The sequence below is a fragment of the Streptomyces avicenniae genome, from assembly GCF_000719135.1.
Classification (GTDB): Bacteria; Actinomycetota; Actinomycetes; order Streptomycetales; family Streptomycetaceae; genus Streptomyces; species Streptomyces avicenniae.
On sequence record NZ_JOEK01000012.1, the window covers coordinates 76808 to 98983 of the forward strand.

Below are 22176 nucleotides of genomic sequence, written 5' to 3' on the forward strand. Positions count from 1 at the left end.
CGGGTGGGGGCGGTTCATGCTGCTGCGCACGCTGCTGGAAGACGGATCGCTGGGGCTGCGGCTCCTCAGCGGCGAGGACGGCCTCGACCGGCGGGTGCGGGGCGTCATGACGACGGACCTGCGCGACCCCGGCCGCTACCTACGCGGCGGCGAGCTGGTCCTGACCGGCCTGGCGTGGTGGCGCGGGCCCGAGGACGCCGAGCCGTTCGTCCGCGTGCTGGTGCGGGCGGGTGTGGCCGCGCTGGCGGCGGGCGACGCCGAGTTCGGCTCGGTGCCGGGCGAGCTGACGGCCGCGTGCGCGCGGCTGGGGCTGCCGCTGCTCGCGGTGGCGGAGGAGGTCGGCTTCACCGAGATCACGGAGTACGTGGTGCGCAGCGGGTCGGGGGACGGCGCGCGCCTGCTCGACGCCGTGCTCGACCGGCACCGGCGGCTGACGGCGGCGGGCGGCGGGCCGCGCGCCGTCCTCGACCTGCTGGCCTCGGACCACGGCCTGCCCGCCTGGCTGCTGACGGCCACCGGCGGGCACGTGGCGGGGCCCGCGCACCACCGGGCGCCGCCCGGCGACGTCGCCGCCGCCCTGGCGCGTCACCGCCTCGACGCCGTGCGGGCCGGGCGGCCGGGCCCGTGGGAGACGCGCGTGGACGGCGTGCCGTGGACCGTCCTGCCCGTGGGCGGCGCGGAAGGCGGCGGCCAGGGCGGTCCTGGCGTACGGGAGACGCTGCTGTCAGGACGGCTGCTCGCGGCGCGGACGGACGGCGGCGACGACGACGGGGCGGCGCAGCGGCGTCTGCTCGCGCGCATCGCCCACGCCCTCGCGGCGGAGCAGGACAGGCACGAGGCGGCCCGCGCCGTCGGCCGCCGCCTCGCCGGGGAGACCGTGGACCTCGTCACGGGCGGCGCGCCGCCCGCCGAGGTCGCGGCGCGGCTGCGGATGGCCGCGCCGCCGGAGGGCCGGGACGCCGCCGGGCCGCTGTGGCAGGTCGTGGTGGCGCGGCTGGAGTGGGCGGACGCCGCGCCGGGCGCGGGCCGGGCGGCGCGAGCCGTCCTGGAGGACCTGCTGCCGGGAACGGCGGCCGTGACGCACGGCGAGGTCGGGCGCGAGGACGCGGACGAGGCGGTCGCGCTCGTGCCGGTGCAGGAGGCGGGGCCGCTGCGCGCCGGGGAACTGCCGGGGCCGGGGGCGCGGGAGGTGCTGTCCGCCGGGCTCGGGGACGACGGGCGGCTGACGTTCGGGGTGAGCCGCGCCGTGCCGTCGGCCGAGGGACTGCGGGGCGCGCTGGAGGAGGCCAGGCACGCGCGGCGGGTCGCGGCGGCCCGGCAGGACGCGGTGGCGGCGGCGGGCCACGAGGAACTGGCCTCGCACGTGCTGCTGCTGCCCTTCGTGCCGGACGAGGTGCGGCGCGCGTTCACGGCGCGGCTGCTCGAACCGCTGCGCGCGTACGACAGGGAGCACCGGGCGGATCTGATGCGGACGCTGGAGGCGTTCCTGGAGTCGGACGGCTCGTGGACGCGCTGCGCGGCGCGGCTGCACGTCCACGTGAACACGTTGCGTTACCGCGTGCGGCGGATCGAGCGGCTGACCGGGCGGGAACTGACGCGTCTGGAGGACACGGTGGACTTCTTCCTGGCACTGCGGCTCCGGTAGTGCTGCACTGCGGGCAGCCGGCAGGACCGGAACCGTGACCGTGGAGGACAGCGACGTGCCCGTGGCGTTCACCGAAGACACCAGAACACTCCTCGACGGGAAGAACTTCGCCACCGTCGCGACGCTCAACCCTGACGGCTCCCCGCAGACGTCCGTGGTGTGGATCGCCCGGGACGGCGACGCGGTGCTCTTCTCCACGACCGCCGAGCGGCGCAAGGCGCGCAACCTCGCGCGCGACCCCCGGGTCAGCATGTCGGTCTTCGACCTCGCGGACCCCTACCGGTCCGTCGCCATCAGCGGGACCGCCGAGCTGGTCGAGGACCGGACGAAGGAGCTGCCGGGGCGCCTGTCCCGGCACTACCTGGGCGAGGACGCCCCGGCCGACCCCGAGGGCGTGACGCGGCTGATCGTTCGGATCGTCCCGGAGCGCGTCACCGGATTCGCCGGCTGAGCCGCCCGGCGCGCCGTGTCGGGCGGCGGCGCGCGCGGGCGTCCGTGGCGACTTGTGAACAAATTCACGCAGCCCTCTTGGCCATGGAGCCCGGCTCGTGCTGAGATGCAGTCACATCGCGTAGACATCTCGGCCCGACGAAGCGCTGGAGGAGCATGTGACGGAGACCGCCGTACCCCTTTCCGTGAGGTCGGCGAGCGGGGACCCGCTCGACGGCGCGGTATGGCGACTGCGGTCACGGGGCTGTTGGGAGGACGCGGCGGCTCTGCTGGAACCCCGGGCGGCGGGCGAGCCGCGGGCGGCGCTCGCGCGCGCGGAACTGCGCGTGGAGCGCTGCATGTTCACCTCCGAGGGCTGGGGCAGGGCCGAGGAGGCGCTGCGGGCGGCCGAGTCGCTGGCCCACACGGACGCGGAGCGCGGCGCGGCGGCCTGCGAGCGCGGCTACCTCGCGTTCGCCTCCACGCTGCTCGGCGTGCGCGACCGGGCCGACGAGGCGCGAGCCGCGCTCGGACGGGCGGCGGCGCTGCTGGCGCCGGGCGCGCCGGGGCGTGCGCTGCTGGACTTCAGGCGCGGCCTCATGGCGGAGCACGTGAGCGGCAACCCGCAGGCGGCCGAGGCGGGCTACCGCAGGGCGCACAACGACGCGCTGGGCCGGGGGGACGCGCTGCTCAGCTCGTACACCTGGCAGCGGCTGGGGGCGCTCGCGGTCCTGAACGGGGACGTGGCCGAGGCCAGGCACGGGTTCACCGAGTCGCTGCGGCTGCGGGAGGAGACCGGCTATCTGGTCGGGGTCGCGCCCGCGCTGGTGGCGCTGGCCGAGGTCGAGCCGGAGCAGGAGGCCCTGCGGCTGCGGGGCGAGGCGGCGCGGCTGTTCCGCCTGCTCGGCGGCGTGCCGCGCTGGCTGGGGCCGAAGCTCGCCGAGCAGCCCGCGGACGGCTGAGGCCGCGCGTCACCGGGCCCGGCCGGTCAGTCGGCCGTCGCGGGCCCGGCGAGGTGGTCGCGCGCGAGACGTTCCGCGGTGACCAGGTCGCCCGCGCCCAGGGCGTCGAGCAACGCGCTGTGGATCAGCGCGTCGGCCACTAACTCCGCCGGTCCAGGCCGCGCCCCGTGCGCCGCCGGGGCCTGGGACTTGCGGTGCAGGTCCTCCGCGACGGCGACCAGGTGCCGGTTGCCGGTCAGCGCGAGCAGCGAGCGGTGGAAGCGGCGGTCGGCCTCGGCGTACGCGGCCCGGTCCCCGACCCGGGCGGCGGAGACCGTGGCCTCGGCGAGGGGACGCAGCTCCGACCAGCGCTCGGACGGGAGCGTACGGGCCAGCCGCAGCAGCGCCGGGATCTCCAGGGCCGCGCGGACCTCGGCCAGTTCGGCGGCGTCGCGGGGGCTGCGGCCCGCGACGCGGAACCCACGGTTCGGCACGGTCTCGACGACGCCCTCGCTGACGAGCTGCTGCATCGCCTCGCGCACGGGGGTGGCCGAGACGCCGTAGCGCTCCGCGAGCGTCGGCGCGGAGTAGGTGCCGCCCGGCTCCAGCTCGCCGGTGGCCAGCGCGTCGCGCAGCGCGGCGAGGACCTGGGCGCGTACGGAGTGGCGCTCGGGGAGGGTACGCGGGCGCACGGGGAGCGGCGGGCGGGCGGCCTGGGGCGGGGCGGGGGCGGGTGCGCCCGGGGCCTGCTCCTCGCGGGTGAGGTCCATTCGTCCGCTCCGTCCCCTCCTGCCCGTGATTTGACGGGGTGGCCAAACCCTAGGCGGAGTTGGCCCCTCGGCAAACCCCGGCAAACGTCAGGTAAGGTAAGGCTTACCTGCACAAGATCACGGAATCGGTGGCACCATGACCGTCCCCGCCCTGGCCACGACGTCGCCGCTGCGGCCCGCGTACGACCGCGTCACGGAGGCTCTGCCTCTGTTTCGCATCAGCGAGGGACCCCAGGCGCCCGCCTCGGGACCCGGCTGGGTACGGGCCGACGCGCTGGCGGCCGGAGGCGCGGAGCTGGACGCGTTCTGCGCCTGGGACGCCGAACAGATCGCGCGGGACTACGGCCAGGAGGGACGGCCCGACGTCGTCGCGGCGTTCGCGCTGCACCGGTACGCGTGGCCCGCGGCCGTCCTGTTCACCGTGCCGTACTTCCTGCTGCGGCGGGTGCCGTGGCTGGCGCCCGAGGACGTGTCCTTCCACCGGGCCGACTACCGGATGAGCGTACGGACGGACGCGTTCAGCTGCCTGCCGGACGACCCGGCGGCCGACGACCCCAGGGCCCGCGTCGTGCCGGACGAGGAGGCGCTGCGCGCCGCGCTGCGGCAGGCCGCCGCCGACCACCTGGGCCCCGTGCTCGGCGCCTTCGGGCCGCGCATGCGGCGGGGGAAGCGTGCGCTGTGGGGCATGGCGACGGACGAACTCGTCGAGTCGCTCTGGTACTTCGGCAACCGCTTCGAGGAGGAGGAGCGCGCCATGACGGAGGCCGGGCTCCTGCTGCCCGGCTCCACGGCGCCGTTCTCCGGAGGCGCGGCGTTCCGCGAGCTGACCGGCCCGTCCGGCGAACGGCTGACCACGCGGGACCGCGCGAGCTGCTGCATGTTCTACACGGTGCGGCCCGACGACACGTGCGTCACCTGCCCGCGCACCTGCGACAGCGAGCGCGTGGCGCGCCTGGCCGCAAGCTGATAACAGATTGCTCAGGCGGCCACGCCGGTTTCGGCAGGTTGGCACTCGTTAGGGGGTTTCGCCCCGGAATCCGGCTGACGCGTGCTCAGGTAGCATCCACAGTTCTTCAGTACAGCCACGTCTCCGGGCCATCATTCCGATTCCGCCGGACGACCATGGTCACCACGAATCCAGCACAGGTCGCGCGCACTCGGCGCGCCTGGCGAGGGGCAGTTGCATGACACTGACGGACATAGACATCAGCTGGGCGGTGGCGGGAGCCGTACTGCTCGGCGGCATGCTGCTTGCGGTGGTCCTGCTCACGCGCGGTCGCAAGCCCTCTGGTGAGCACGCCGACAGCGGCGATTCCTGGGAGCGCCTCGAAGCGGCCAGGCGACGCCGGGAACGTATCTACGCGGGCGCCTCGTACACCCTGCTGTTCTGCTGCGCGGGTGTCGCGGCGGCGCTGTCGTTCCAGGGGCTCGTCGGCTTCGGCCGGGAGAACCTGGACCTGTCGGGCGGCTGGGAGTACCTGGTGCCCTTCGGGCTCGACGGCGCCGCGATGTTCTGCGCGGTGATCGCGGTCCGCGAGGCCAGCCACGGCGACTCGTCGATGGGGTCCCGCATGCTGGTCTGGCTGTTCGCGGGCGCCGCCGCCTGGTTCAACTGGGTGCACGCGCCGCGTGGCGGCGGGCACGAGGGCGCGCCGCACTTCTTCGCGGCGATGTCGCTGTCGGCCGCCGTGCTGTTCGACCGGGCGCTCAAGCAGACGCGCCGGGCGGCGCTGCGGGAGCAGGGCCTCGTGCCGCGTCCGCTGCCGCAGATCCGCTTCGTCCGCTGGCTGCGGGCACCACGTGAGACGTACGGCGCCTGGTCGCTGATGCTGCTGGAGGGCGTGCGCTCGCTGGACGAGGCCGTCGAGGAGGTCCGCGAGGAGCGCCGCACCAAGGAGGGCGAGCGTGACCGGCGCCGTGAGCACCGGCAGTTGGAGCGGGCGCGGCTGAAGGCGATCAGCCGTCAGCACCGGATGTTCGGGCGGGGGCGCGAGCGCGTCGAGGTGGCGGCGGTGGCGCCGTCCGAGCCCGCCGCGCTGGAGGCGGGGAGCGCCGGGCAGGCGCGTGCGGCGCTTGACGCGTCACCCGCCCTGTCGTCGCCGCTGGCCGAGGACGGGCGACTGGACTCGCTGGAGGAGAAACTCGCCAGGATCGAGCGGCAGTTCGGCTGACCGCCCCACTGATCGCGGCAGTGCACGGCCCGTCGGCGCCCAGGCGTCCGGCGGGCCGGCCGCGTTTCCGGGCGGATGACGCGTCAGGCGGGCGGCGGCACCGGCTGTTCGTCCGCTGACGCGACCTCCGCCGAGGGGTCCCCCGCCGACCGCGCGTACTCCGGCGGCAGGGCGACGCCGGAGTGGGCGTGGAGCAGGGCGAGGTCGCGCCGGTCCTTGGCGGTCGGCTCGTAGCCCGTGTGGGCGCGCATCTGGGTGGCGGCGTCGGCGCAGCGGACCTCCCGGCCGCCGATACGCCCGGTGCCCGGCGACCCGTAGGTGAAGCGGCTGCCGTCGGGGAGGATCTGCTCCGCCCCGGTCCCGGGGGTGTCCACGACCGGGTGCAGATCGACGGAACGGCCGGTGCCGTCCGCCAGGGCGAGCGCGGTGGGGAGCCAGTCCCGCAGGACGGTGGTGAACCCGGCGGCGGCGAGCGTGTCGCGGACCGTCGGAAGGCGGTCGAGGGGGACGACGAGATCCACGTCGGCGTGCTCCCGCGTGCTGCGGCCCAGCAGCGCGTCGATGCCCCAGCCGCCGTCCACCCAGGCGGGGACGTCCGCCTCGGCGAGCAGGTCGAGGACCGCCAGGACGTCGTTCTCACGCATCATGGGCGGGACCCTATCCGGCGCCGGGCCCGCCGAGCCCGCCCCGCCGGGCGGGCCTGGGCGGCTCAGGCGAGGGTGAGCTGTGCGGGCAGGACGCCTTCGAGGCCGAGCAGCAGCCGCTTCCGGTCGAGGCCGCCCGCGTAGCCGGTGAGGGAGCCGTCGGCGCCGATGACGCGGTGACAGGGGCAGATGACGGAGAGCGGGTTGGCCCCGATGGCGCCGCCGACCGCACGGACGGCGGTGCGCGGCAGCCCGGCCATCTCCGTCAGCTCGCCGTAGGTGACCGTCGCTCCGTACTCGATACGGTGCAGGGCCGTCCAGACGCGGCGGCGGAAGTCGCTCCCGACGGGCTCAAGTACGAGGTCGAAGGTGGTGCGCTCACCGGCGAAGTAGGCGTCGAACTGCCGGGTGGCGTCGGGGAAGGCGGTGTCGTCGCGCCGCCAGTCCGCCTGGACGGTCGCGCCGCCCTTCTGGCGGGGGACGGAGACCGAGGCCAGGACGCCGGGCCGGGGGCCGGCGATCAGCAGGTCGCCGAGGGGGCTCGGGTGCAGGGTGTACAGCATCAGTGGTTCTCCCGGGTGGTCGCTGTCCAGAGGTGGTGCACGGCGTAGGAACGCCAGGGGCGCCAGGCGTCGGCGGCGGCCGGGGCCGAGCCGACGAGCGCGAGGCCGTGGCGCAGGCCCGCGTCGCCCGTGAGGAAGACGTCGGGGTCGCCGAGGGCCCGCATCCGTATGTATCCGGCGGTCCAGGGCCCGATGCCACGCAGGGCGAGCAGGTCGCGTTCGGCGGCGTCCCGGTCGGCTCCAGGGCCGAGAACCACCGTGCCGTCGGCCAGGGCCGTGGCGAGGGTGCGGATCGTCGCGCGGCGGGACTCCGGCATGCCCAGCTCGCCGAGCGGCGCGTCCGCCAGGGTCTCGGCGGCCGGGAAGGTGTGGGTCAGGGCGCCGTCGGGCGCGGGGAGCGGTTTGCCGTAGGCGGCGACCAGGGTGCCACCCAGGGCGCGGGCGGAGGCGACGGTGACCTGCTGGCCGAGGACGGCGCGGACGGCGAGTTCGGCCGGGTCTGCGGTGCCGGGCGAGCGCAGCCCAGGGCGCGCCGCGACGAGCGGGGCGAGCGCGGGATCGGCGCCCAGCCGCTCCGCGACGGCGAACGGGTCGGCGTCGAGGTCGAAGAGCAGCCTGACCCGCTGGACGGCCGTGGTCAGGTCGCGGGGATCGGACAGGTGCAGGCGGCAGGGCAGCCAGCGGGCGCCCCGGGCGGCGGGCGCCTCGCCGACCTCGGCGACGCCCGTGCCGTGCGGGAGGGCGAGGGAGCGCCGGTACGTACGGGCGCCCGGGGTACCGGTCATCTCCTCGATGCCGGTGAGGGTGCGCAGGCCCAGGAAGTCGAAGACCTGGCGCGCGTCGTAGGGGCCCCGGTGGGCGAGGCGCAGCGGGATGCCCCCGGTGCCGGGGCCGGGCGTGACGGGTTCGCGGGGCGCGGCGGCGCGCAGTGCGGTCGGCGTGAGCGCGTAGGTGGTGCGGACGGTGTCGTTGAACTGCCGCACGCTGGCGAAGCCGGACGCGAAGGCGATCTCCGTGACCGGCATCCCGGTGGTCTGGAGGAGGATGCGCGCCGTGTGGGCGCGCTGCGCGCGGGCGAGGGCGACGGGTCCCGCGCCCAGTTCCTCGGTGAGCTGCCGCTGCACCTGGCGCGCGCTGTAGCCGAGGCGCCGGGCGAGCCCGGCCACGCCCTCACGGTCCACGACACCGTCGGCGATCAGCCGCATGGCGCGGCCCACGGTGTCGGCCCGCGCGTTCCACTCGGCGGAGCCGGGCACGGTGTCGGGGCGGCACCGGCGGCAGGCCCGGAACCCGGCGGCCTGCGCGGCGGCGGCGGACGGATGGAAGCGCACGTTGTGCCGCTTGGGGGTGGTCGCCGGGCAGCTCGGGCGGCAGTAGATGCCGGTGGTCACGACGGCCGTGAAGAACACGCCGTCGAACCGCTCGTCGCGGCTGCGCACCGCCTCGTAGCGGCTGTCGTCGTCCCCTGCTCGTTCGTTCACCACGCTCCCAGTGTGCGCTCCCCCGCAGGGCCCGACTGGCGGGAATCGGACATGCAGGTCCTGCGAGGTCCTGCGAGGTCGGCGGGCCGTTCAGCTGTCCACGGGCTGCCAGCGCGGACCGTCCTGGCCGGGCACCACGCGGCCGAACACGACGTCCGCGAAGTGTCCGCCGTAGCCGAGGGTGCCGGGCTCGGACAGTTCCCTGACGAGGTCACGGCGGCTGCGCACCCCCGCCTCGCGGTCGATGTCCGGGGCGGCGGACCACTCGGGGTGGGATATCTGCGCCGGGGAGTGCAGGGCGTCGCCGAACGCTATGAGACGTCGGCCCCCGCCCTCGATGACGTACGAGGCGTGGCCCGACGTGTGTCCCGGTCTGAGCTGCAGGCGGACGCCGGGGAAGATCTCCTCGCCGTCCGGGACCGTGCGGACAGACGGCTCCAGTGCGGCCAGGACGTCGGGCCCCGGCCCCTCGGCACCCGCGAGCGCGCGCTCCCGCCACTCGGGCTCGGAGAAGAGGTAGGGCGCGTGCGCGAGGAGCGGGCGGTCGGCCCCCGGCGGCGTGTGCCAGGCCCAGCCGACATGGTCGATGTGCAGATGGGTGAACGCGACGGCCTCGACGGCGGCCGGTGATAGGCCCACGGCGGCGAGGCTGGCGGGCAGGTCGCCGCCGCGCAGCGCCCCGACGCGGGCACCGGCCCGCGCGGGCGCCGCGACGGGCCCGACCCCGGCGTCGATCAGGAGGGCGCGCCCGTCCCGCTCGACCAGGAGTCCGCCGATGCTCGCGACGAGATACCCGGAGGCGTCCAGATGGTCGGCGCGGGCGCGCCAGTCGGCCGCCGTGCTCCCGGACAGCCAGCCGGGGACCGACAGCTGGACGACGCCGTCGGGCAGGTGGGTGACGGTGGTCTCCCCCAGCCGGAGCGACCTTCTCGATGCGGGCCTGCGAAGCCGTTCCGTACTCATGGACAGGACTCTATGCATCAAGCCTGAAAGATTCAAGCTTGATCCGTCTTCTCGCGCACCTTTCCAGCTTGAATCACCCGGGAGAGTTACGATGCCCTCATGACGACCCCGCCGGAGCCAGGGACCGTGGCCGAACGCGAGCTGTGCGGCCTCGTGAACACGCTCGCCCGGCAGTTGGACGACCACGTCCGCGCGCGGGCCGCCACCCTCGACCTCACCGGCCCCCAGGCGACCGCCCTGCGCGAGCTGGACGGCCCGATGACCATGAAACAGCTCGCAGCCCGGATGGGCTGCGAGCCGTCGAACGCGACCTTCGTCGTGGACCGCCTGGAGCGCCGCGGCCTGATCGAGCGGCGCCCGCACCCCACCGACCGGCGCGCCAGGGAACTGCACCTGACGGCCCCCGGCGGCGCGCTGCGCGCACGCCTCGTGGACCTGCTCACGCAGCACTCACCGGTGGCCGCCCTGACCGGGCAGGAGCAGGCCGCCCTGCGGTTGCTGCTGGAGCGGGCCGTCGGCCGGGATCAGCGCTGAGCCATCCTGGCGGGGAACCCGCCGGTGGCCACCGGCCCCCAGCGGACCGGCGTGACACGGATGAGCGACTTGCCCTGGCGCGCCATCGCCGTCCGGTACTCGGCCCAGTCGGGGTGCTCCCCCGCGATGTTCCGGTAGTACTCGACCAGCGGCTCGATGGCCTCGGGCACGTCCAGCACCTCGGCCGTGCCGTCGATCTGCACCCACGGGCCGTCCCACTCGTCCGACAGCACGACGACGCTGACCTCGGGGCGCCGCCGCGCGTTCACGGTCTTGGCGCGGTCGGGATAGGTGGCGATGACGAGGCGCCCGGCGTCGTCCACGCCGCAGGTCAGGGGGGACGCCTGGGGCCCGCCGTCCGTGCGGTGGGTGATGAGGAGGGCACGGTGCCTGGGGCGCACGAAGTCAAGCAGGCGCGCCAGGTCCACGGCTGTGTTCGTCGCGATCGAAGGACTCATGGCGCAGCACCCTACGCGCCTTCGCGGCGTCTGACCCCGGTGCCCCACCCCCCGCCCCGCCGGGCGGCGCGACGGCGCGGCGCCGGGACCGTGCGAGGTCCGGGCGCCGCGCCGCGAGCGGGGTCAGGCCGCGACCGCCACCGCCGGTGAGGCGGCCGGGGCGAGGGCCAGATCGAGCACCTGGCGGACGTCCGTGACCGGGTGGACGTCGAGCTTCGCCAGGATCTCGGCGGGCACGTCGTCCAGGTCCGGCTCGTTCCGCTTCGGGATGATCACCGTCGTCGCACCCGCCCGGTGCGCGGCCAGCAACTTCTGCTTCAGGCCGCCGATGGGCAGGACCCGCCCGGTCAGCGAGACCTCGCCGGTCATCGCCACCTCGGGCCGCACCTGCCGTCCGCTGAGCAGCGACGCCAGGGCGGTCGTCATGGTGATGCCCGCGCTCGGCCCGTCCTTCGGCACCGCGCCCGCCGGGATGTGCAGGTGGACGCCGCGCTCCTTCAGGTCGCCGACCGGCAGCTCCAGCTCCGCCCCGCGCGAGCGCAGGTAGGACAGGGCGATGGCGGCCGACTCCTTCATGACGTCGCCCAGCTGCCCCGTCAGGGTCAGCCCGGCGCCGCCGGTCTCCGGATCGGCGAGCGACGCCTCGATGAACAGGACGTCACCGCCCGCCCCGGTGACCGCGAGCCCCGTCGCGACGCCGGGGACGGCCGTACGCCGCTCCGCCGGCTCCTGCGCCGACTCGGGCGTGTGGTGCGGCCTGCCGATCAGCCCGGCCAGCGCACCGGTCGTCACGGTGTACGGCAGCTCCTGCTCCCCCAGCTCCGCGCGCGCCGCGACCTTCCGCAGCAGCCGGGCGACCAGCCGCTCCAGGTTCCGCACGCCCGCCTCACGGGTGTACTCGCCCGCCAGCTTCCGCAGCACGCCGTCCTCGACGGTGACCTCGCCGCCGGTCAGACCGGCGCGCTCCAGCTGCCGGGGCAGCAGGTGGTCCCGGGCGATGACGACCTTCTCGTCCTCGGTGTAGCCGTCGAGCCGCACCAGCTCCATCCGGTCGAGCAGCGGCTCGGGGATGGCCTCCAGGACGTTCGCCGTGGCCAAGAACACCACGTCGGACAGGTCGAGGTCCACTTCGAGGTAGTGGTCGCGGAAGGTGTGGTTCTGCGCGGGGTCGAGCACTTCGAGCAGCGCGGCGGCGGGGTCGCCGCGGTAGTCGCTGCCGACCTTGTCGATCTCGTCCAGCAGGACGACCGGGTTCATCGAACCTGCCTCCCTGACGGCCCGGACGATGCGGCCGGGCAGCGCGCCGACGTACGTACGCCGGTGGCCGCGGATCTCCGCCTCGTCCCGCACGCCGCCGAGCGCGACGCGGACGAACTTCCGGCCCATCGCGCGGGCGACGCTCTCGCCGAGCGACGTCTTGCCGACGCCCGGCGGGCCGACGAGTGCGAGCACCGCGCCGCCCCTCCGTCCGCCGATGACGCCGAGGCCCCGGTCACCGCGCCGCTTGCGCACGGCCAGGTACTCGGTGATGCGCGCCTTCACGTCGTCGAGACCGGCGTGGTCGGCGTCCAGCACCTCCTTGGCGCCCGCGATGTCGTACGCGTCCTCGGTGCGGACCTGCCAGGGCAGCTCAAGGACGGTGTCCAGCCAGGTGCGTATCCAGCCGCCCTCAGGACTGGCGTCCGAGGAGCGCTCCAGCTTGTCCAGCTCCTTGAGCGCGGCCTCGCGGACGTGCTCCGGCAGGTCGGCGGCCTCGACGCGGGCGCGGTAGTCGTCGCCCTCGTCCGCGGCGTCGCCGTTCAGCTCGGACAGCTCCTTGCGCACGGCTTCCAGCTGCCTGCGCAGCAGGAACTCGCGCTGCTGCTTGTCCACGCCGTCCTGGACGTCCTTGGCGATCGTCTCGGCGACGTCCTCCTCGGCGAGGTGGTCGCTCAGCAGCTTGGTGGCCAGGCGCAGCCGCTCCACCGGGTCGGTGGAGCGCAGCAGCGCGAGGCGCTGCTCGACGGTGAGGAACGGGGAGTAGCCGGCGTTGTCCGCCAGCGCGCCCGGGTCCTCGATCTGGGCGACGCGGTCCACGACCTGCCAGGCCCCGCGCTTGCGCAGCCAGGACGTCGTGAGCGCCTTGTACTCCTTGACCAGCTCGGCGACGGCACCGGGCAGCGGGCTCGGCGCCGCCTCGGCGACGGGCGTGCCCTCCACCCACAGCGCGGCGCCTGGCCCGGTCGTGCCCGCGCCGATACGGACGCGGCGCAGGCCGCGCACCAGCGCGCCCGGGTCACCGTCGGCAAGCCGTCCGACCTGCTCCACACGGCCCAGCACACCGATGTCCGCGTACGCGCCGCCGACACGCGGCACCAGCAGCACACGGGGCTTCTCCCCCCGCGGCGCGGCGGCCTGGGCGGCCTCCACGGCGGCGCGCACCTCGGATTCCGACAACTCAAGCGGCACGACCATCCCTGGCAGCACCACCTCGTCATCCAGCGGCAGCACGGGCAGGGTGAGTGCGTCGAACGACGAAGTCATGAACTCTCCCTAGTCAGGCTAATTGAGCTATGCAGGCTCAATGCTTCGGTGGCCCTAGATGTTCCCGCACCCGGCGATGTTCGCTCTGGGCGATCGGGCGCTCGCGGAACGGCCACATGCCCCCGGTCAGGAGAACACCGCGGGCCCCTCCGCCCTTCCCGCCCGCCCCCGCGCACGCGAAAGCCCCCGGTCACGACCGCGACCGGGGGCAGGGGGCAGGGGGCAGGAAAGGGGCCGTCTACAGCTCGCGCAGCACCCGCACGAGGAACGCCTCCGTCGCCGTCGGCGGCTCGGCCTCCACCACGAGGCGGTTCATCATGTGCCGGTACAGCTCGATGTCGGCGGGCTTGTCGGGGTACACCCCGCCCGTCAGCTGCTCCAGGTACACCACGTCGGGCAGCTCGCCGCCCGGCGGGCGCAGCACCGTGACCGGCCCGCCGACGGCCGGGTGCCCGCCCGCGGAGAACGGCATCACCTGGATCGTCACGTGCGGCAGCCGCGCGCTCTCGATCAGGTGCTCAAGCTGCGCCCGCATCAGCGCCACGCCGCACATCGGCCGCCGCAGGGCCGCCTCGTCGATGACGACCCACAGGTGCGGCGGACGGCCGCGCTCCAGCAGCCTGCGGCGCTCCATCCGGAGCTGGAGGCGCCGCTCGGTGCGCTCCTCCTCCGCGTCGGGCCCGAGCCGCAGCACGGCACGCGCGTAGCCCTCCGTCTGGAGGAGCCCGGGGATGAACTGCAACTCGTAGGCGCGGATGACCATGGCGGCCTGTTCGAGCCCGAGGTAGACGTTCAGCCAGCTCGGCACGACGTCGTGGTAGACATGCCACCAGCCCGGCACGTTGCTCTGCCGCGCGAGGGCGAGGAGGGTGGCGCGCTCGGCCTCGTCGGTCACGCCGTACAGCGTGAGCAGGTCCTCGACGTCGCGCGGCTTGAAGCCGGTGCGGCCCATCTCCAGCCTGCTGATCTTGGAGTGCGAGGCGCGGATACGGCGCCCGGCCTCCAGTCCTGTGATGCCGCGCTCCTCGCGCAGGCGCCGCAGCCTGGCCCCGAGGATCATGCGGGGTACGGTCGGTCCGGTCCGCTGCTGGTTCGGGGAGCGGACGAGGTCGCGCTCGCCGATGGCCTCTTCCTGGCGCGTCGCGCCCATGTCTGCTCCCATCGCAGTAGCGGCGAACGGCCAACTGTACTAAAGGCACCGCTCCTGGAGAGGTAGTGGTGTCACGGTTTTCGTCCACCGCCCCACCCGCCAACTGCCGTGCGCGGCGCGGTGATGATGACGCGTGACGTCCGGCGGCCTACGGTGGCGGCATGACCTCCAGCACCCATGCGGTGACGAACCAGCCCCCGCCCCTGGCCGGATACGACGTCTTCGCACAGGACGCCGCCCTGGCGGAGGGAGTTGCCCGGTACGCGGAGCCGGGCGCGGCCGAGGAGCTGGCGGACGGTCTCGGCGCGCTCGGTCGGCTCGCGGGCTCGGCGGAGGCGCAGGAGTGGGGCACGCAGGCGAACGCGTCGCCGCCCGTGCTGCGCACCCACGACCGGTACGGGCACCGCGTGGACGAGGTGGAGTTCCACCCGGCGTGGCACCGGCTGCTGGAACGGGCGGTCGGCGCGGGCCTGACCGACGCGTGGTCGGGGCCGAGCCCTCAACTGCGGCGCACCGCGGGGTTCCTGGTCTGGACGCAGGTCGAGGCGGGCCACCTGTGCCCCGTCTCCATGACGCACGCCGCCGTGCCCGCACTGCGGGCGGAGCCGGAGCTGTCCCGTACGTGGGCGCCGCTGCTGACGGCGCACGTGTACGAGCCGGGGCTGCGTCCGGTGGCGGAGAAGGCGGGCGCGCTCGCCGGGATGGGCATGACGGAGAAGCAGGGCGGCTCCGACGTGCGGGCGAACACGACGCGCGCCGAGCCGCTGTCCGAGCCGGGCGCGTACGCGCTCACCGGCCACAAGTGGTTCTGCTCCGCGCCGATGTCGGACGCGTTCCTCGTGCTGGCGCAGGCGCCGGGCGGGCTGACGTGCTTCCTGCTGCCCCGGGTGCTGCCGGACGGGAGCCGCAACGCGTTCAGGCTCCAGCGGCTGAAGGACAAGCTGGGCGACCGCTCCAACGCCTCGTCCGAGGTGGAGTTCGACGGCTCGACGCTCGCGTGGCGCGTGGGCGAGGAGGGCAGGGGGGTGCCGACGATCATCGAGATGGTCGCGGCGACCCGGCTCGACTGCGTGACGGGCTCCGCCGGGGTCATGCGGCAGGCGGTGGCGCAGGCGCTGCACCACACCGCGCACCGTTCGGCGTTCGGCGCGCCGCTGGCGGAGCAGCCGCTGATGCGGAACGTACTGGCGGACCTGGCGCTTGAGTCGGAGGCGGCGACGGCCCTGGCGCTGCGGATGGCGGCGGCGTACGACGGGGCGGCGGCGGGCAGCGCGCAGGAGCGGCATCTGCTGCGGCTGGCGCTGCCCGCCGCCAAGTACTGGGTGACGAAGCGCTGTACGCCGGTGGTGGCCGAGGCGCTGGAGTGCCTGGGCGGGAACGGGTACGTCGAGGAGTCGGGGATGCCCCGGCTGCTGCGGCAGTCGCCGCTCAACTCGATCTGGGAGGGCTCGGGGAACGTGCAGGCGCTCGACGTGCTGCGGGCGCTGCGCCGCGAGCCCGGCGCGCTGAACGCCTATCTGACGGAGGTCGGCCTCGCCGCGGGCGCGGACCACCGGCTGGACGCGGCGATCAAGGACGTGCTGACCGAACTGTCCGACCTGGACGGCATCGAGGCGCGGGCGCGCCGTCTGGTGGAGCGGCTGGCGCGGGTGCTCCAGGGCGCGCTGCTGGTACGGCACGCGCCGTCGGCGGTGGCGGACGCCTTCTGCGCGGCACGGCTGGGGGGCGAGGGCGGCGCCGCGTTCGGCACGCTGCCGGGGGGCGTGGACACGGCGGCGCTCGTGGACCGGGCGCTCCCCCGGGTCGGGTAACGTGGCGGGCACGGCGCCGGTCAGGCGCCTTCGCGCGGCCACGGAATCGGCACTCCGGGCGCGACCAAGGGTGACCGACCCTTCACCGGTCTCACGAGGTGAGACAGGGCCGTCCGCATGCCGGGCACCGGTGGACTCGGGCGTAACACCGTGCCACGCTGCCGTCATGTCTGAAGCTGGTACGCCCCTGGTGAGTCGGCGCCATGTCGATCTCGGACGCATGTCCAGCGCCATCTGTCCGGCGGACTGAGCCGCAGCCCCCGCCGTTCCCCGCGTTCCGCCCGTTTCACGCATTCCTCGCACGCCCCGACTCTGTCCCGGTGCCCGCACAGCCGCGGGCCGCCTCGGGCCGGAGCCGCCCTGCTGCCTGTAGAAAGACACCGACGCGAACATGTCCGACAGCGCGAAGAAGCCCACCGCCCCGACCCGCCGCAAGCCAGGACGCCACCGCGGCGAGGGCCAGTGGGCGGCGGGACACCTCACCCCGCTGAACGGGAACGAGCAGTTCAAGAAGGACGACGACGGCCTCAACGTGCGCACGCGCATCGAGACCGTCTACGCCCAGCGGGGCTTCGACGCGATCGACCCCAACGACCTGCGCGGGCGCATGCGCTGGTGGGGCCTGTACACGCAGCGCCGTCCCGGGATCGACGGCGGCAAGACCGCCATCCTCGAACCCGAGGAGCTGGACGACGAGTTCTTCATGCTGCGCGTGCGGATCGACGGCGGGCGGCTCACCACGGCGCAGCTGCGCGTCATCGGCGAGATCTCGCAGGAGTTCGCGCGCGGCACCGCCGACATCACGGACCGGCAGAACATCCAGTACCACTGGATCCGCATCGAGGACATGCCGGAGATCTGGCGGCGCCTCGAAGGCGTGGGCCTGTCCACCACCGAGGCGTGCGGCGACACCCCGCGCGTCATCCTCGGCTCGCCGGTCGCCGGGATCGCCGCGGACGAGATCATCGACGGCACGCCCGCGATCGACGCGATCATGCGCCGCGTCGTCGGCAACAAGGCGTACTCCAACCTGCCGCGCAAGTTCAAGACGGCGATCTCCGGCTCGCCGCACCTGGACGTGGCGCACGAGATCAACGACATCGCGTTCGTCGGCGTCAACCACCCCGAGCACGGCCCGGGGTTCGACGTGTGGGTCGGCGGCGGCCTGTCCACGAACCCGCGCATCGGCGTACGGCTGGGCGCCTGGGTGCCGCTCGACGAGGTCGCGGACGTCCACGAGGCCGTCATCGGCCTGTACCGCGACTACGGCTACCGCCGCCTGCGGACGCGGGCGCGCATCAAGTTCCTGATCGCCGACTGGGGCGTCGAGAAGTTCCGGCAGGTCCTTGAGGACGAGTACCTGCTGCGCCGCATGATCGACGGCCCCGCCCCCGAACAGCCCGTGCACGCCTGGCGCGACCACGTCGGCGTCCACCGGCAGCGCGACGGCCTCCACTACGTCGGCTTCGCGCCGCGCGTCGGCCGGGTGGACGGCGCGACGCTGGCGAAGATCGCCGACCTCGCCGAGGCGCACGGCTCGGGCCGCGTCCGCACCACCGTGCAGCAGAAGATGATCGTCCTGGACGTGCCCGAGGAGCGGACGGCCTCGCTCGCCGAGGGCCTGGCCGCGCTCGGCCTGACGACGACCCCCTCGGTGTTCCGGCGCGGCACGATGGCCTGCACCGGCATCGAGTTCTGCAAGCTGGCGATCGTCGAGACCAAGGCGCGGGCCGCCTGGCTCATCGAGGAGATGGAGCGCAGGCTCCCCGAGTTCGACGAGCCGCTGACCATCAACGTCAACGGCTGCCCCAACTCGTGCGCGCGCATCCAGGTCGCGGACATCGGTCTCAAGGGGCAGCTGGTCCTGGACGACGACGGCCGCCAGGTCGAGGGCTTCCAGGTGCACCTGGGCGGCTCGCTCGGCCTGGAACCGGGCTTCGGCCGCAAGGTCCGCGGCCTCAAGGTGACCTCCGAGGGCCTGGCCGACTACGTGGAACGCGTCCTGCGCGCCTACCTCGCCGGGCGCGAGCCGGACGAGCGGTTCGCCACCTGGGTGACGCGCGCCGACGAGGGGGTCCTCGCATGAGCGAGCGCGCCGCCCCGTTCTACTGCCCCTACTGCGGCGACGAGGACCTGCGCCCCAGCGAGGAGGGCCACGGCGCGTGGGAGTGCGCCGCGTGCAACCGGGCGTTCCGCCTCTCGTTCCTCGGCCTGCTGGCGAAGGGGCTCACCCGCCCCGCCAAGGACGGCGGCGGCGGGACGGACTGACCCGCACGGGGCCGCCGGTCAGCACCGGCCAGGAAGCCGAGAGAGCCGAGAGAGGGGACAGGATGAGCATCGCCACCACCACGCACCCGCGGCACGCCGACGACCTGCGGCTGCTCGCCGAACGCGCGGGCCGCGAGCTGGAGGACGCGCCCGCGCTGGACGTCCTGCGCTGGGCGGGCGAGACGTTCGGCGCGCGCCTGTGCGTCACCGCGTCGATGGCGGACGCCGTCGTGGCGCACCTGGCGTCCCGCGCCCGCCCCGGCATCGACGTCGTGTTCCTCGACACCGGCTACCACTTCCCCGAGACCCTCGGCACGCGCGACGCGGTGGCGGCCGTCATGGACGTCAACGTCATCTCGTTGACGCCGCGCCGGAGCGTCGCCGAGCAGGACGCGGAGCACGGCCCGGCGCTCCACGACCGCGACCCCGACCTGTGCTGCGCCCTGCGGAAGGTGAAGCCGCTGGAGGAGGGCCTGCGCGGCTACGACGCGTGGGCCACCGGGCTGCGCCGCGACGAGTCCCCTTCCCGCGCCGACACGCCCGTCGTGAGCTGGGACGAACGGCGCGGAAAGGTGAAAATTGCCCCGATAGCCCGGTGGACGGAGGACGACGTGGACGCCTACGTGGCCGAGCACGGCGTCCTCACCAACCCGCTGCTCCAGGACGGCTACACGTCCGTCGGCTGCGCCCCCTGCACCCGGCGGACGCTCGACGGGGAGGACGCGCGGGCCGGGCGCTGGGCCGGGCTCGCCAAGACCGAGTGCGGGCTGCACGGATGAGGCACGCGACCACCTGCCCCACCACCGACCGACAGCGAGGAAGCGGGAGATGAGCGAGAACGCCCAGGGCGCCACCATCTGGCTCACCGGTCTGCCCAGCGCGGGCAAGACCACCATCGCCCGCGCGCTGGCCGCGCGCCTCGGCGCCGCCGGACGGCGCGTCGAGGTGCTGGACGGCGACGAGATCCGCGAGTTCCTGTCCGCGGGCCTCGGGTTCACGCGCGAGGACCGGCACGTCAACGTGCAGCGCATCGGCTTCGTCGCCGAACTGCTGTCCTCGCACGGGGTCCTGACGCTGGTGCCGGTCATCGCGCCGTACGCCGACAGCCGCGAGGCCGTCCGCAAGCGCCACCAGGCCGCCGGGACCGGCTATGTCGAGGTGCACGTCGCGACGCCGGTCGAGGTCTGCTCCGAGCGGGACGTGAAGGGCCTGTACGCACGCCAGGCCGCCGGTGAACTGACCGGCCTCACCGGCGTGGACGACCCGTACGAGGCGCCCGCAGAACCCGACCTGCGCATCGAGACGCACGAGCGGACCGTGGACGAGTCGGCCGCCGCCCTGCACGCACTGCTGGTCTCCAGGGGGCTGCTGTGACGGACGGAAGCGACGGAAGCACGAGGAAGGGGAGCGGCGTGACGTCGGCCGTGGAAGGCGGTGGCGGCCCGTACGCGCTGCCGCACCTGGACGTGCTGGAGTCGGAGGCGGTGCACGTCTTCCGCGAGGTCGCGGGGGAGTTCGAGCGCCCGGTGATCCTCTTCTCCGGCGGCAAGGACTCCATCGTCATGCTGCACCTGGCGCTGAAGGCGTTCGCGCCCGCGCCGCTGCCGTTCGCGCTGCTGCACGTGGACACGGGGCACAACTTCCCCGAGGTCATCGCCTACCGCGACCGCGTCGTGGCGCAGCACGGCCTGCGGCTGCACGTGGCGCTCGTCCAGGACTTCATCGACAGCGGCCAGTTGCGGGAGCGGCCCGACGGGACGCGCAACCCGCTCCAGACCGTGCCGCTGCTCGACGCCATCGAGCGGAACCGTTTCGACGCCGTGTTCGGCGGCGGGCGGCGCGACGAGGAGAAGGCGCGCGCCAAGGAGCGGGTGTTCTCGCTGCGCGACGAGTTCGGCGGCTGGGACCCGCGCCGCCAGCGCCCCGAGCTGTGGCAGCTCTACAACGGCCGCCACGCGCCGGGCGAGCACGTCCGCGTCTTCCCGCTGTCCAACTGGACCGAGCTGGACGTGTGGCAGTACATCGCGCGGGAGAAGATCGACATCCCGGAGATCTACTACGCGCACGAGCGCGACGTGTTCGCGCGCTCCGGCATGTGGCTGGCGCCCGGCGGCTGGGGCGGCCCTGGCGACGGCGAGACGCTGGCCCGCCGCGTCGTGCGCTACCGCACCGTGGGCGACATGTCCTGCACGGGCGCGGTCGAGTCGGACGCGGCGACGATCGAGCAGATCATCACGGAGATCGCCGCCTCGCGCCTGACGGAGCGGGGCGCGACCCGGGCCGACGACAAGCTGTCGGAGGCCGCCATGGAGGACCGCAAGCGCGAGGGGTACTTCTGACCATGACAGGTGAGACGACCGGCGCCGCCGCCGGCCTCGACGCCGCGTCCCTGCTGCGCTTCGCCACCGCGGGCTCGGTGGACGACGGCAAGTCCACGCTCGTGGGACGGCTGCTGCACGACTCGAAGTCGGTGCTCGCCGACCAGCTGGAGGCCGTCGAGCAGGCGTCCCGCAACCGCGGCGCGGAGTCCGTGGACCTCGCGCTGCTGACGGACGGGCTGCGCGCCGAGCGCGAGCAGGGCATCACGATCGACGTGGCCTACCGCTACTTCGCCACGCCGCGCCGCCGCTTCATCCTGGCGGACACGCCGGGGCACGTGCAGTACACGCGGAACATGGTGACCGGCGCGTCCACCGCCGAGCTGGCCGTCATCCTGGTGGACGCGCGCAGCGGCGTGGTCGAGCAGACCCGCAGGCACGCCGCCGTCGCCGCGCTGCTGCGCGTGCCGCACGTCGTGCTGGCCGTGAACAAGATGGACCTCGTGGACTACGCGGAGCCCGCCTTCGCGGCGATCGCCGGGGAGTTCGCGGCCTACGCGGCGTCCCTCGGCATCCCCGAGGTGACGGCCATCCCGATCTCGGCGCTGGCCGGGGACAACGTGGTGACCCCGTCGGCGACGATGGACTGGTACGGCGGCCCCACGGTGCTCGAACACCTGGAGACCGTGCCGGTCACCCGTGACCCGTCGGGCGACCCGGCGCGCTTCCCCGTGCAGTACGTGATCCGCCCGCAGACGGCCGAGCACCCCGACTTCCGCGGCTACGCGGGACAGATCGCCTCGGGCGTGCTGCGCGTCGGCGAGCGCGTCGTCGTCCAGCCGTCGGGGCTGACCAGCACGATCGAGCGGATCGACGCGCTGGGCCAGTCCGTGGACGTCGCCTGGGCGCCGCAGTCGGTGACGCTGACGCTGGCCGACGACCTCGACATCTCGCGCGGCGACCTGCTGGCCCCGGTCGAGGGCGCGCTCACGCCGAGCCAGGACGTCACCGCGACGGTGTGCCATCTGCACGACCGGCCGCTGGTGCCGGGCGCGCGGGTGCTGCTCAAGCACGCGACGCGCACGGTGAAGGCCGTCGTGAAGGAGATCCCCTCGCGGCTGACGCTGGACGACCTGTCCCAGCATCAGGACCCGGGGGCGCTGGCCGCGAACGACATCGGCCGCGTCGTGATCCGCACGGCCGAGCCGCTGGCGCTGGACGCGTACGCCGCGTCGCGCTCCACCGGCTCCTTCCTCCTGATCGACCCGGCGGACGGCGCGACGCTGACCGCAGGGATGTCCGGCGAGGCGTTCGCCGGTGGCACGACCGGTACGTCCGCGCCCGTGGCGGCGGACGACGACGGGAACGGGTGGGACTTCTGACATGAGCGGGCTGGCGGGGGACGCCTTCTCGACGTTCGCCAAGGAAGGCGGACGCATAGGCAGCGGAGTGCTCGGCAGCGGCCAGGGCGGCAAGGGGCCCTGTGCGCGCTGAGGTGACCCTGTCG

General features: G+C 74.4%; 22 protein-coding genes. 14 read left to right on the forward strand and 8 right to left on the reverse strand.

Features of this window, described 5'->3' with window-relative positions:
- Positions 1-16: 16 nt before the first annotated feature.
- The 3 genes from IF27_RS20670 (at position 17) to IF27_RS20680 (ending at position 3036) form a co-directional block, all read left to right on the forward strand.
- Positions 17-1645: a PucR family transcriptional regulator gene (locus IF27_RS20670; RefSeq protein ID WP_052851176.1), complete on the forward strand. Its 1629-nt coding sequence runs from the start codon at positions 17-19 to the stop codon at positions 1643-1645.
- Between the two features lie 34 nt (positions 1646-1679).
- Positions 1680-2096, forward strand: coding sequence for a PPOX class F420-dependent oxidoreductase (locus IF27_RS20675; protein WP_223291137.1), 417 nt, complete (start codon positions 1680-1682; stop codon positions 2094-2096).
- 157 nt (positions 2097-2253) lie between these two features.
- Positions 2254-3036 (forward strand): hypothetical protein, encoded by a 783-nt coding sequence (locus IF27_RS20680; protein WP_052851177.1) that lies wholly within the window; start codon positions 2254-2256, stop codon positions 3034-3036.
- A gap of 26 nt (positions 3037-3062) precedes the next feature.
- Here IF27_RS20680 and IF27_RS20685 read toward each other — a convergent pair whose 3' ends face one another.
- Positions 3063-3785, reverse strand: coding sequence for a GntR family transcriptional regulator (locus tag IF27_RS20685; RefSeq protein ID WP_110946093.1), 723 nt, complete (start codon positions 3783-3785; stop codon positions 3063-3065).
- Between the two features lie 136 nt (positions 3786-3921).
- Here IF27_RS20685 and IF27_RS20690 point away from each other — a divergent pair, with 136 nt between their 5' ends.
- Positions 3922-4752, forward strand: coding sequence for a (2Fe-2S)-binding protein (locus IF27_RS20690; RefSeq protein ID WP_052851178.1), 831 nt, complete (start codon positions 3922-3924; stop codon positions 4750-4752).
- 217 nt (positions 4753-4969) lie between these two features.
- On the forward strand, positions 4970-5956 hold the full coding sequence (locus IF27_RS20695; RefSeq protein ID WP_052851179.1) for a DUF2637 domain-containing protein: 987 nt from the start codon (positions 4970-4972) through the stop codon (positions 5954-5956).
- 83 nt (positions 5957-6039) lie between these two features.
- Here the strand turns inward: IF27_RS20695 and IF27_RS20700 are convergent, their stop codons facing one another.
- The 4 genes from IF27_RS20700 to IF27_RS20715 form a co-directional block, all read right to left on the reverse strand.
- Positions 6040-6603 carry a nucleotidyltransferase domain-containing protein gene (locus IF27_RS20700; protein WP_052851180.1) on the reverse strand — a complete coding sequence of 188 codons (564 nt, stop codon included), beginning with the start codon at positions 6601-6603 and terminating at the stop codon, positions 6040-6042.
- Between the two features lie 62 nt (positions 6604-6665).
- Entirely contained in the window at positions 6666-7163 is a 498-nt protein-coding gene (locus IF27_RS20705; protein WP_052851181.1) for a methylated-DNA--[protein]-cysteine S-methyltransferase, read from the reverse strand.
- A complete protein-coding gene (locus IF27_RS20710) occupies positions 7163-8647 on the reverse strand; it encodes an AlkA N-terminal domain-containing protein (RefSeq protein ID WP_275935583.1) in 1485 nt (494 codons plus the stop codon). The genes IF27_RS20705 and IF27_RS20710 overlap by 1 nt, the downstream gene beginning before the upstream one ends.
- An 87-nt stretch (positions 8648-8734) precedes the next feature.
- The gene (locus IF27_RS20715) at positions 8735-9607 is read right to left on the reverse strand and encodes an MBL fold metallo-hydrolase (RefSeq protein ID WP_052851182.1); all 873 of its coding nucleotides are present in this window, start codon (positions 9605-9607) and stop codon (positions 8735-8737) included.
- A 99-nt stretch (positions 9608-9706) separates the two neighbouring features.
- Here IF27_RS20715 and IF27_RS20720 point away from each other — a divergent pair, with 99 nt between their 5' ends.
- Positions 9707-10141 carry a MarR family winged helix-turn-helix transcriptional regulator gene (locus tag IF27_RS20720; RefSeq protein WP_052851183.1) on the forward strand — a complete coding sequence of 145 codons (435 nt, stop codon included), beginning with the start codon at positions 9707-9709 and terminating at the stop codon, positions 10139-10141.
- Here IF27_RS20720 and IF27_RS20725 read toward each other — a convergent pair.
- From IF27_RS20725 to IF27_RS20735, 3 genes are all read right to left on the reverse strand, one after another.
- Positions 10132-10599 (reverse strand): PPOX class F420-dependent oxidoreductase, encoded by a 468-nt coding sequence (locus tag IF27_RS20725; RefSeq protein WP_052851184.1) that lies wholly within the window; start codon positions 10597-10599, stop codon positions 10132-10134. The two genes, IF27_RS20720 and IF27_RS20725, sit on opposite strands and share 10 nt — an antisense overlap.
- A gap of 123 nt (positions 10600-10722) precedes the next feature.
- Positions 10723-13122, reverse strand: a complete 2400-nt coding sequence (gene lon, locus IF27_RS20730; protein WP_052851185.1) for an endopeptidase La — start codon at positions 13120-13122, stop codon at positions 10723-10725.
- Between the two features lie 238 nt (positions 13123-13360).
- Positions 13361-14272: a helix-turn-helix domain-containing protein gene (locus tag IF27_RS20735; protein WP_052851186.1), complete on the reverse strand. Its 912-nt coding sequence runs from the start codon at positions 14270-14272 to the stop codon at positions 13361-13363.
- A gap of 161 nt (positions 14273-14433) precedes the next feature.
- Between IF27_RS20735 and IF27_RS20740 the strand changes: the two genes are divergently transcribed.
- The 8 genes from IF27_RS20740 to IF27_RS20770 all read left to right on the forward strand — a co-directional run bounded on the left by IF27_RS20740 (position 14434) and on the right by IF27_RS20770 (position 22051).
- Positions 14434-16083, forward strand: a complete 1650-nt coding sequence (locus tag IF27_RS20740) for an acyl-CoA dehydrogenase family protein (protein WP_052851187.1) — start codon at positions 14434-14436, stop codon at positions 16081-16083.
- A 166-nt stretch (positions 16084-16249) separates the two neighbouring features.
- A complete protein-coding gene (locus tag IF27_RS32075; RefSeq protein ID WP_420822038.1) occupies positions 16250-16333 on the forward strand; it encodes a putative leader peptide in 84 nt (27 codons plus the stop codon).
- A 141-nt stretch (positions 16334-16474) separates the two neighbouring features.
- Positions 16475-18169, forward strand: a complete 1695-nt coding sequence (locus tag IF27_RS20745) for a nitrite/sulfite reductase (protein WP_052851188.1) — start codon at positions 16475-16477, stop codon at positions 18167-18169.
- On the forward strand, positions 18166-18351 hold the full coding sequence (locus IF27_RS20750; RefSeq protein ID WP_052851189.1) for a hypothetical protein: 186 nt from the start codon (positions 18166-18168) through the stop codon (positions 18349-18351). The genes IF27_RS20745 and IF27_RS20750 overlap by 4 nt, the downstream gene beginning before the upstream one ends.
- A 62-nt stretch (positions 18352-18413) precedes the next feature.
- Positions 18414-19130 carry a phosphoadenylyl-sulfate reductase gene (locus IF27_RS20755; RefSeq protein ID WP_052851190.1) on the forward strand — a complete coding sequence of 239 codons (717 nt, stop codon included), beginning with the start codon at positions 18414-18416 and terminating at the stop codon, positions 19128-19130.
- Positions 19131-19143: 13 nt separating this feature from the next.
- A complete protein-coding gene (gene cysC, locus IF27_RS20760; RefSeq protein ID WP_223291150.1) occupies positions 19144-19725 on the forward strand; it encodes an adenylyl-sulfate kinase in 582 nt (193 codons plus the stop codon).
- Between the two features lie 38 nt (positions 19726-19763).
- Positions 19764-20690 (forward strand): sulfate adenylyltransferase subunit CysD, encoded by a 927-nt coding sequence (cysD, locus tag IF27_RS20765; RefSeq protein ID WP_052851192.1) that lies wholly within the window; start codon positions 19764-19766, stop codon positions 20688-20690.
- A gap of 2 nt (positions 20691-20692) precedes the next feature.
- Positions 20693-22051 carry a sulfate adenylyltransferase subunit 1 gene (locus IF27_RS20770; RefSeq protein WP_052851193.1) on the forward strand — a complete coding sequence of 453 codons (1359 nt, stop codon included), beginning with the start codon at positions 20693-20695 and terminating at the stop codon, positions 22049-22051.
- Positions 22052-22176 lie beyond the last annotated feature (125 nt).

Bases quoted from the DNA above. Each gene is read 5' to 3' on its own strand.
- IF27_RS20670 (WP_052851176.1), top strand. From the start codon at position 17: ATGCTGCTGCGCACGCTGCTGGAAGACGGATCGCTGGGGCTGCGGCTC.
- IF27_RS20685 (WP_110946093.1), bottom strand. From the start codon at position 3,785: ATGGACCTCACCCGCGAGGAGCAGGCCCCGGGCGCACCCGCCCCCGCC.
- IF27_RS20690 (WP_052851178.1), top strand. From the start codon at position 3,922: ATGACCGTCCCCGCCCTGGCCACGACGTCGCCGCTGCGGCCCGCGTAC.
- IF27_RS20695 (WP_052851179.1), top strand. From the start codon at position 4,970: ATGACACTGACGGACATAGACATCAGCTGGGCGGTGGCGGGAGCCGTA.
- IF27_RS20700 (WP_052851180.1), bottom strand. From the start codon at position 6,603: ATGATGCGTGAGAACGACGTCCTGGCGGTCCTCGACCTGCTCGCCGAG.
- IF27_RS20705 (WP_052851181.1), bottom strand. From the start codon at position 7,163: ATGCTGTACACCCTGCACCCGAGCCCCCTCGGCGACCTGCTGATCGCC.
- IF27_RS20715 (WP_052851182.1), bottom strand. From the start codon at position 9,607: ATGAGTACGGAACGGCTTCGCAGGCCCGCATCGAGAAGGTCGCTCCGG.
- IF27_RS20720 (WP_052851183.1), top strand. From the start codon at position 9,707: ATGACGACCCCGCCGGAGCCAGGGACCGTGGCCGAACGCGAGCTGTGC.
- IF27_RS20725 (WP_052851184.1), bottom strand. From the start codon at position 10,599: ATGAGTCCTTCGATCGCGACGAACACAGCCGTGGACCTGGCGCGCCTG.
- lon (WP_052851185.1), bottom strand. From the start codon at position 13,122: ATGACTTCGTCGTTCGACGCACTCACCCTGCCCGTGCTGCCGCTGGAT.
- IF27_RS20735 (WP_052851186.1), bottom strand. From the start codon at position 14,272: ATGGGCGCGACGCGCCAGGAAGAGGCCATCGGCGAGCGCGACCTCGTC.
- IF27_RS20740 (WP_052851187.1), top strand. From the start codon at position 14,434: ATGACCTCCAGCACCCATGCGGTGACGAACCAGCCCCCGCCCCTGGCC.
- IF27_RS32075 (WP_420822038.1), top strand. From the start codon at position 16,250: ATGTCTGAAGCTGGTACGCCCCTGGTGAGTCGGCGCCATGTCGATCTC.
- IF27_RS20745 (WP_052851188.1), top strand. From the start codon at position 16,475: ATGTCCGACAGCGCGAAGAAGCCCACCGCCCCGACCCGCCGCAAGCCA.
- IF27_RS20750 (WP_052851189.1), top strand. From the start codon at position 18,166: ATGAGCGAGCGCGCCGCCCCGTTCTACTGCCCCTACTGCGGCGACGAG.
- IF27_RS20755 (WP_052851190.1), top strand. From the start codon at position 18,414: ATGAGCATCGCCACCACCACGCACCCGCGGCACGCCGACGACCTGCGG.
- IF27_RS20770 (WP_052851193.1), top strand. From the start codon at position 20,693: ATGACAGGTGAGACGACCGGCGCCGCCGCCGGCCTCGACGCCGCGTCC.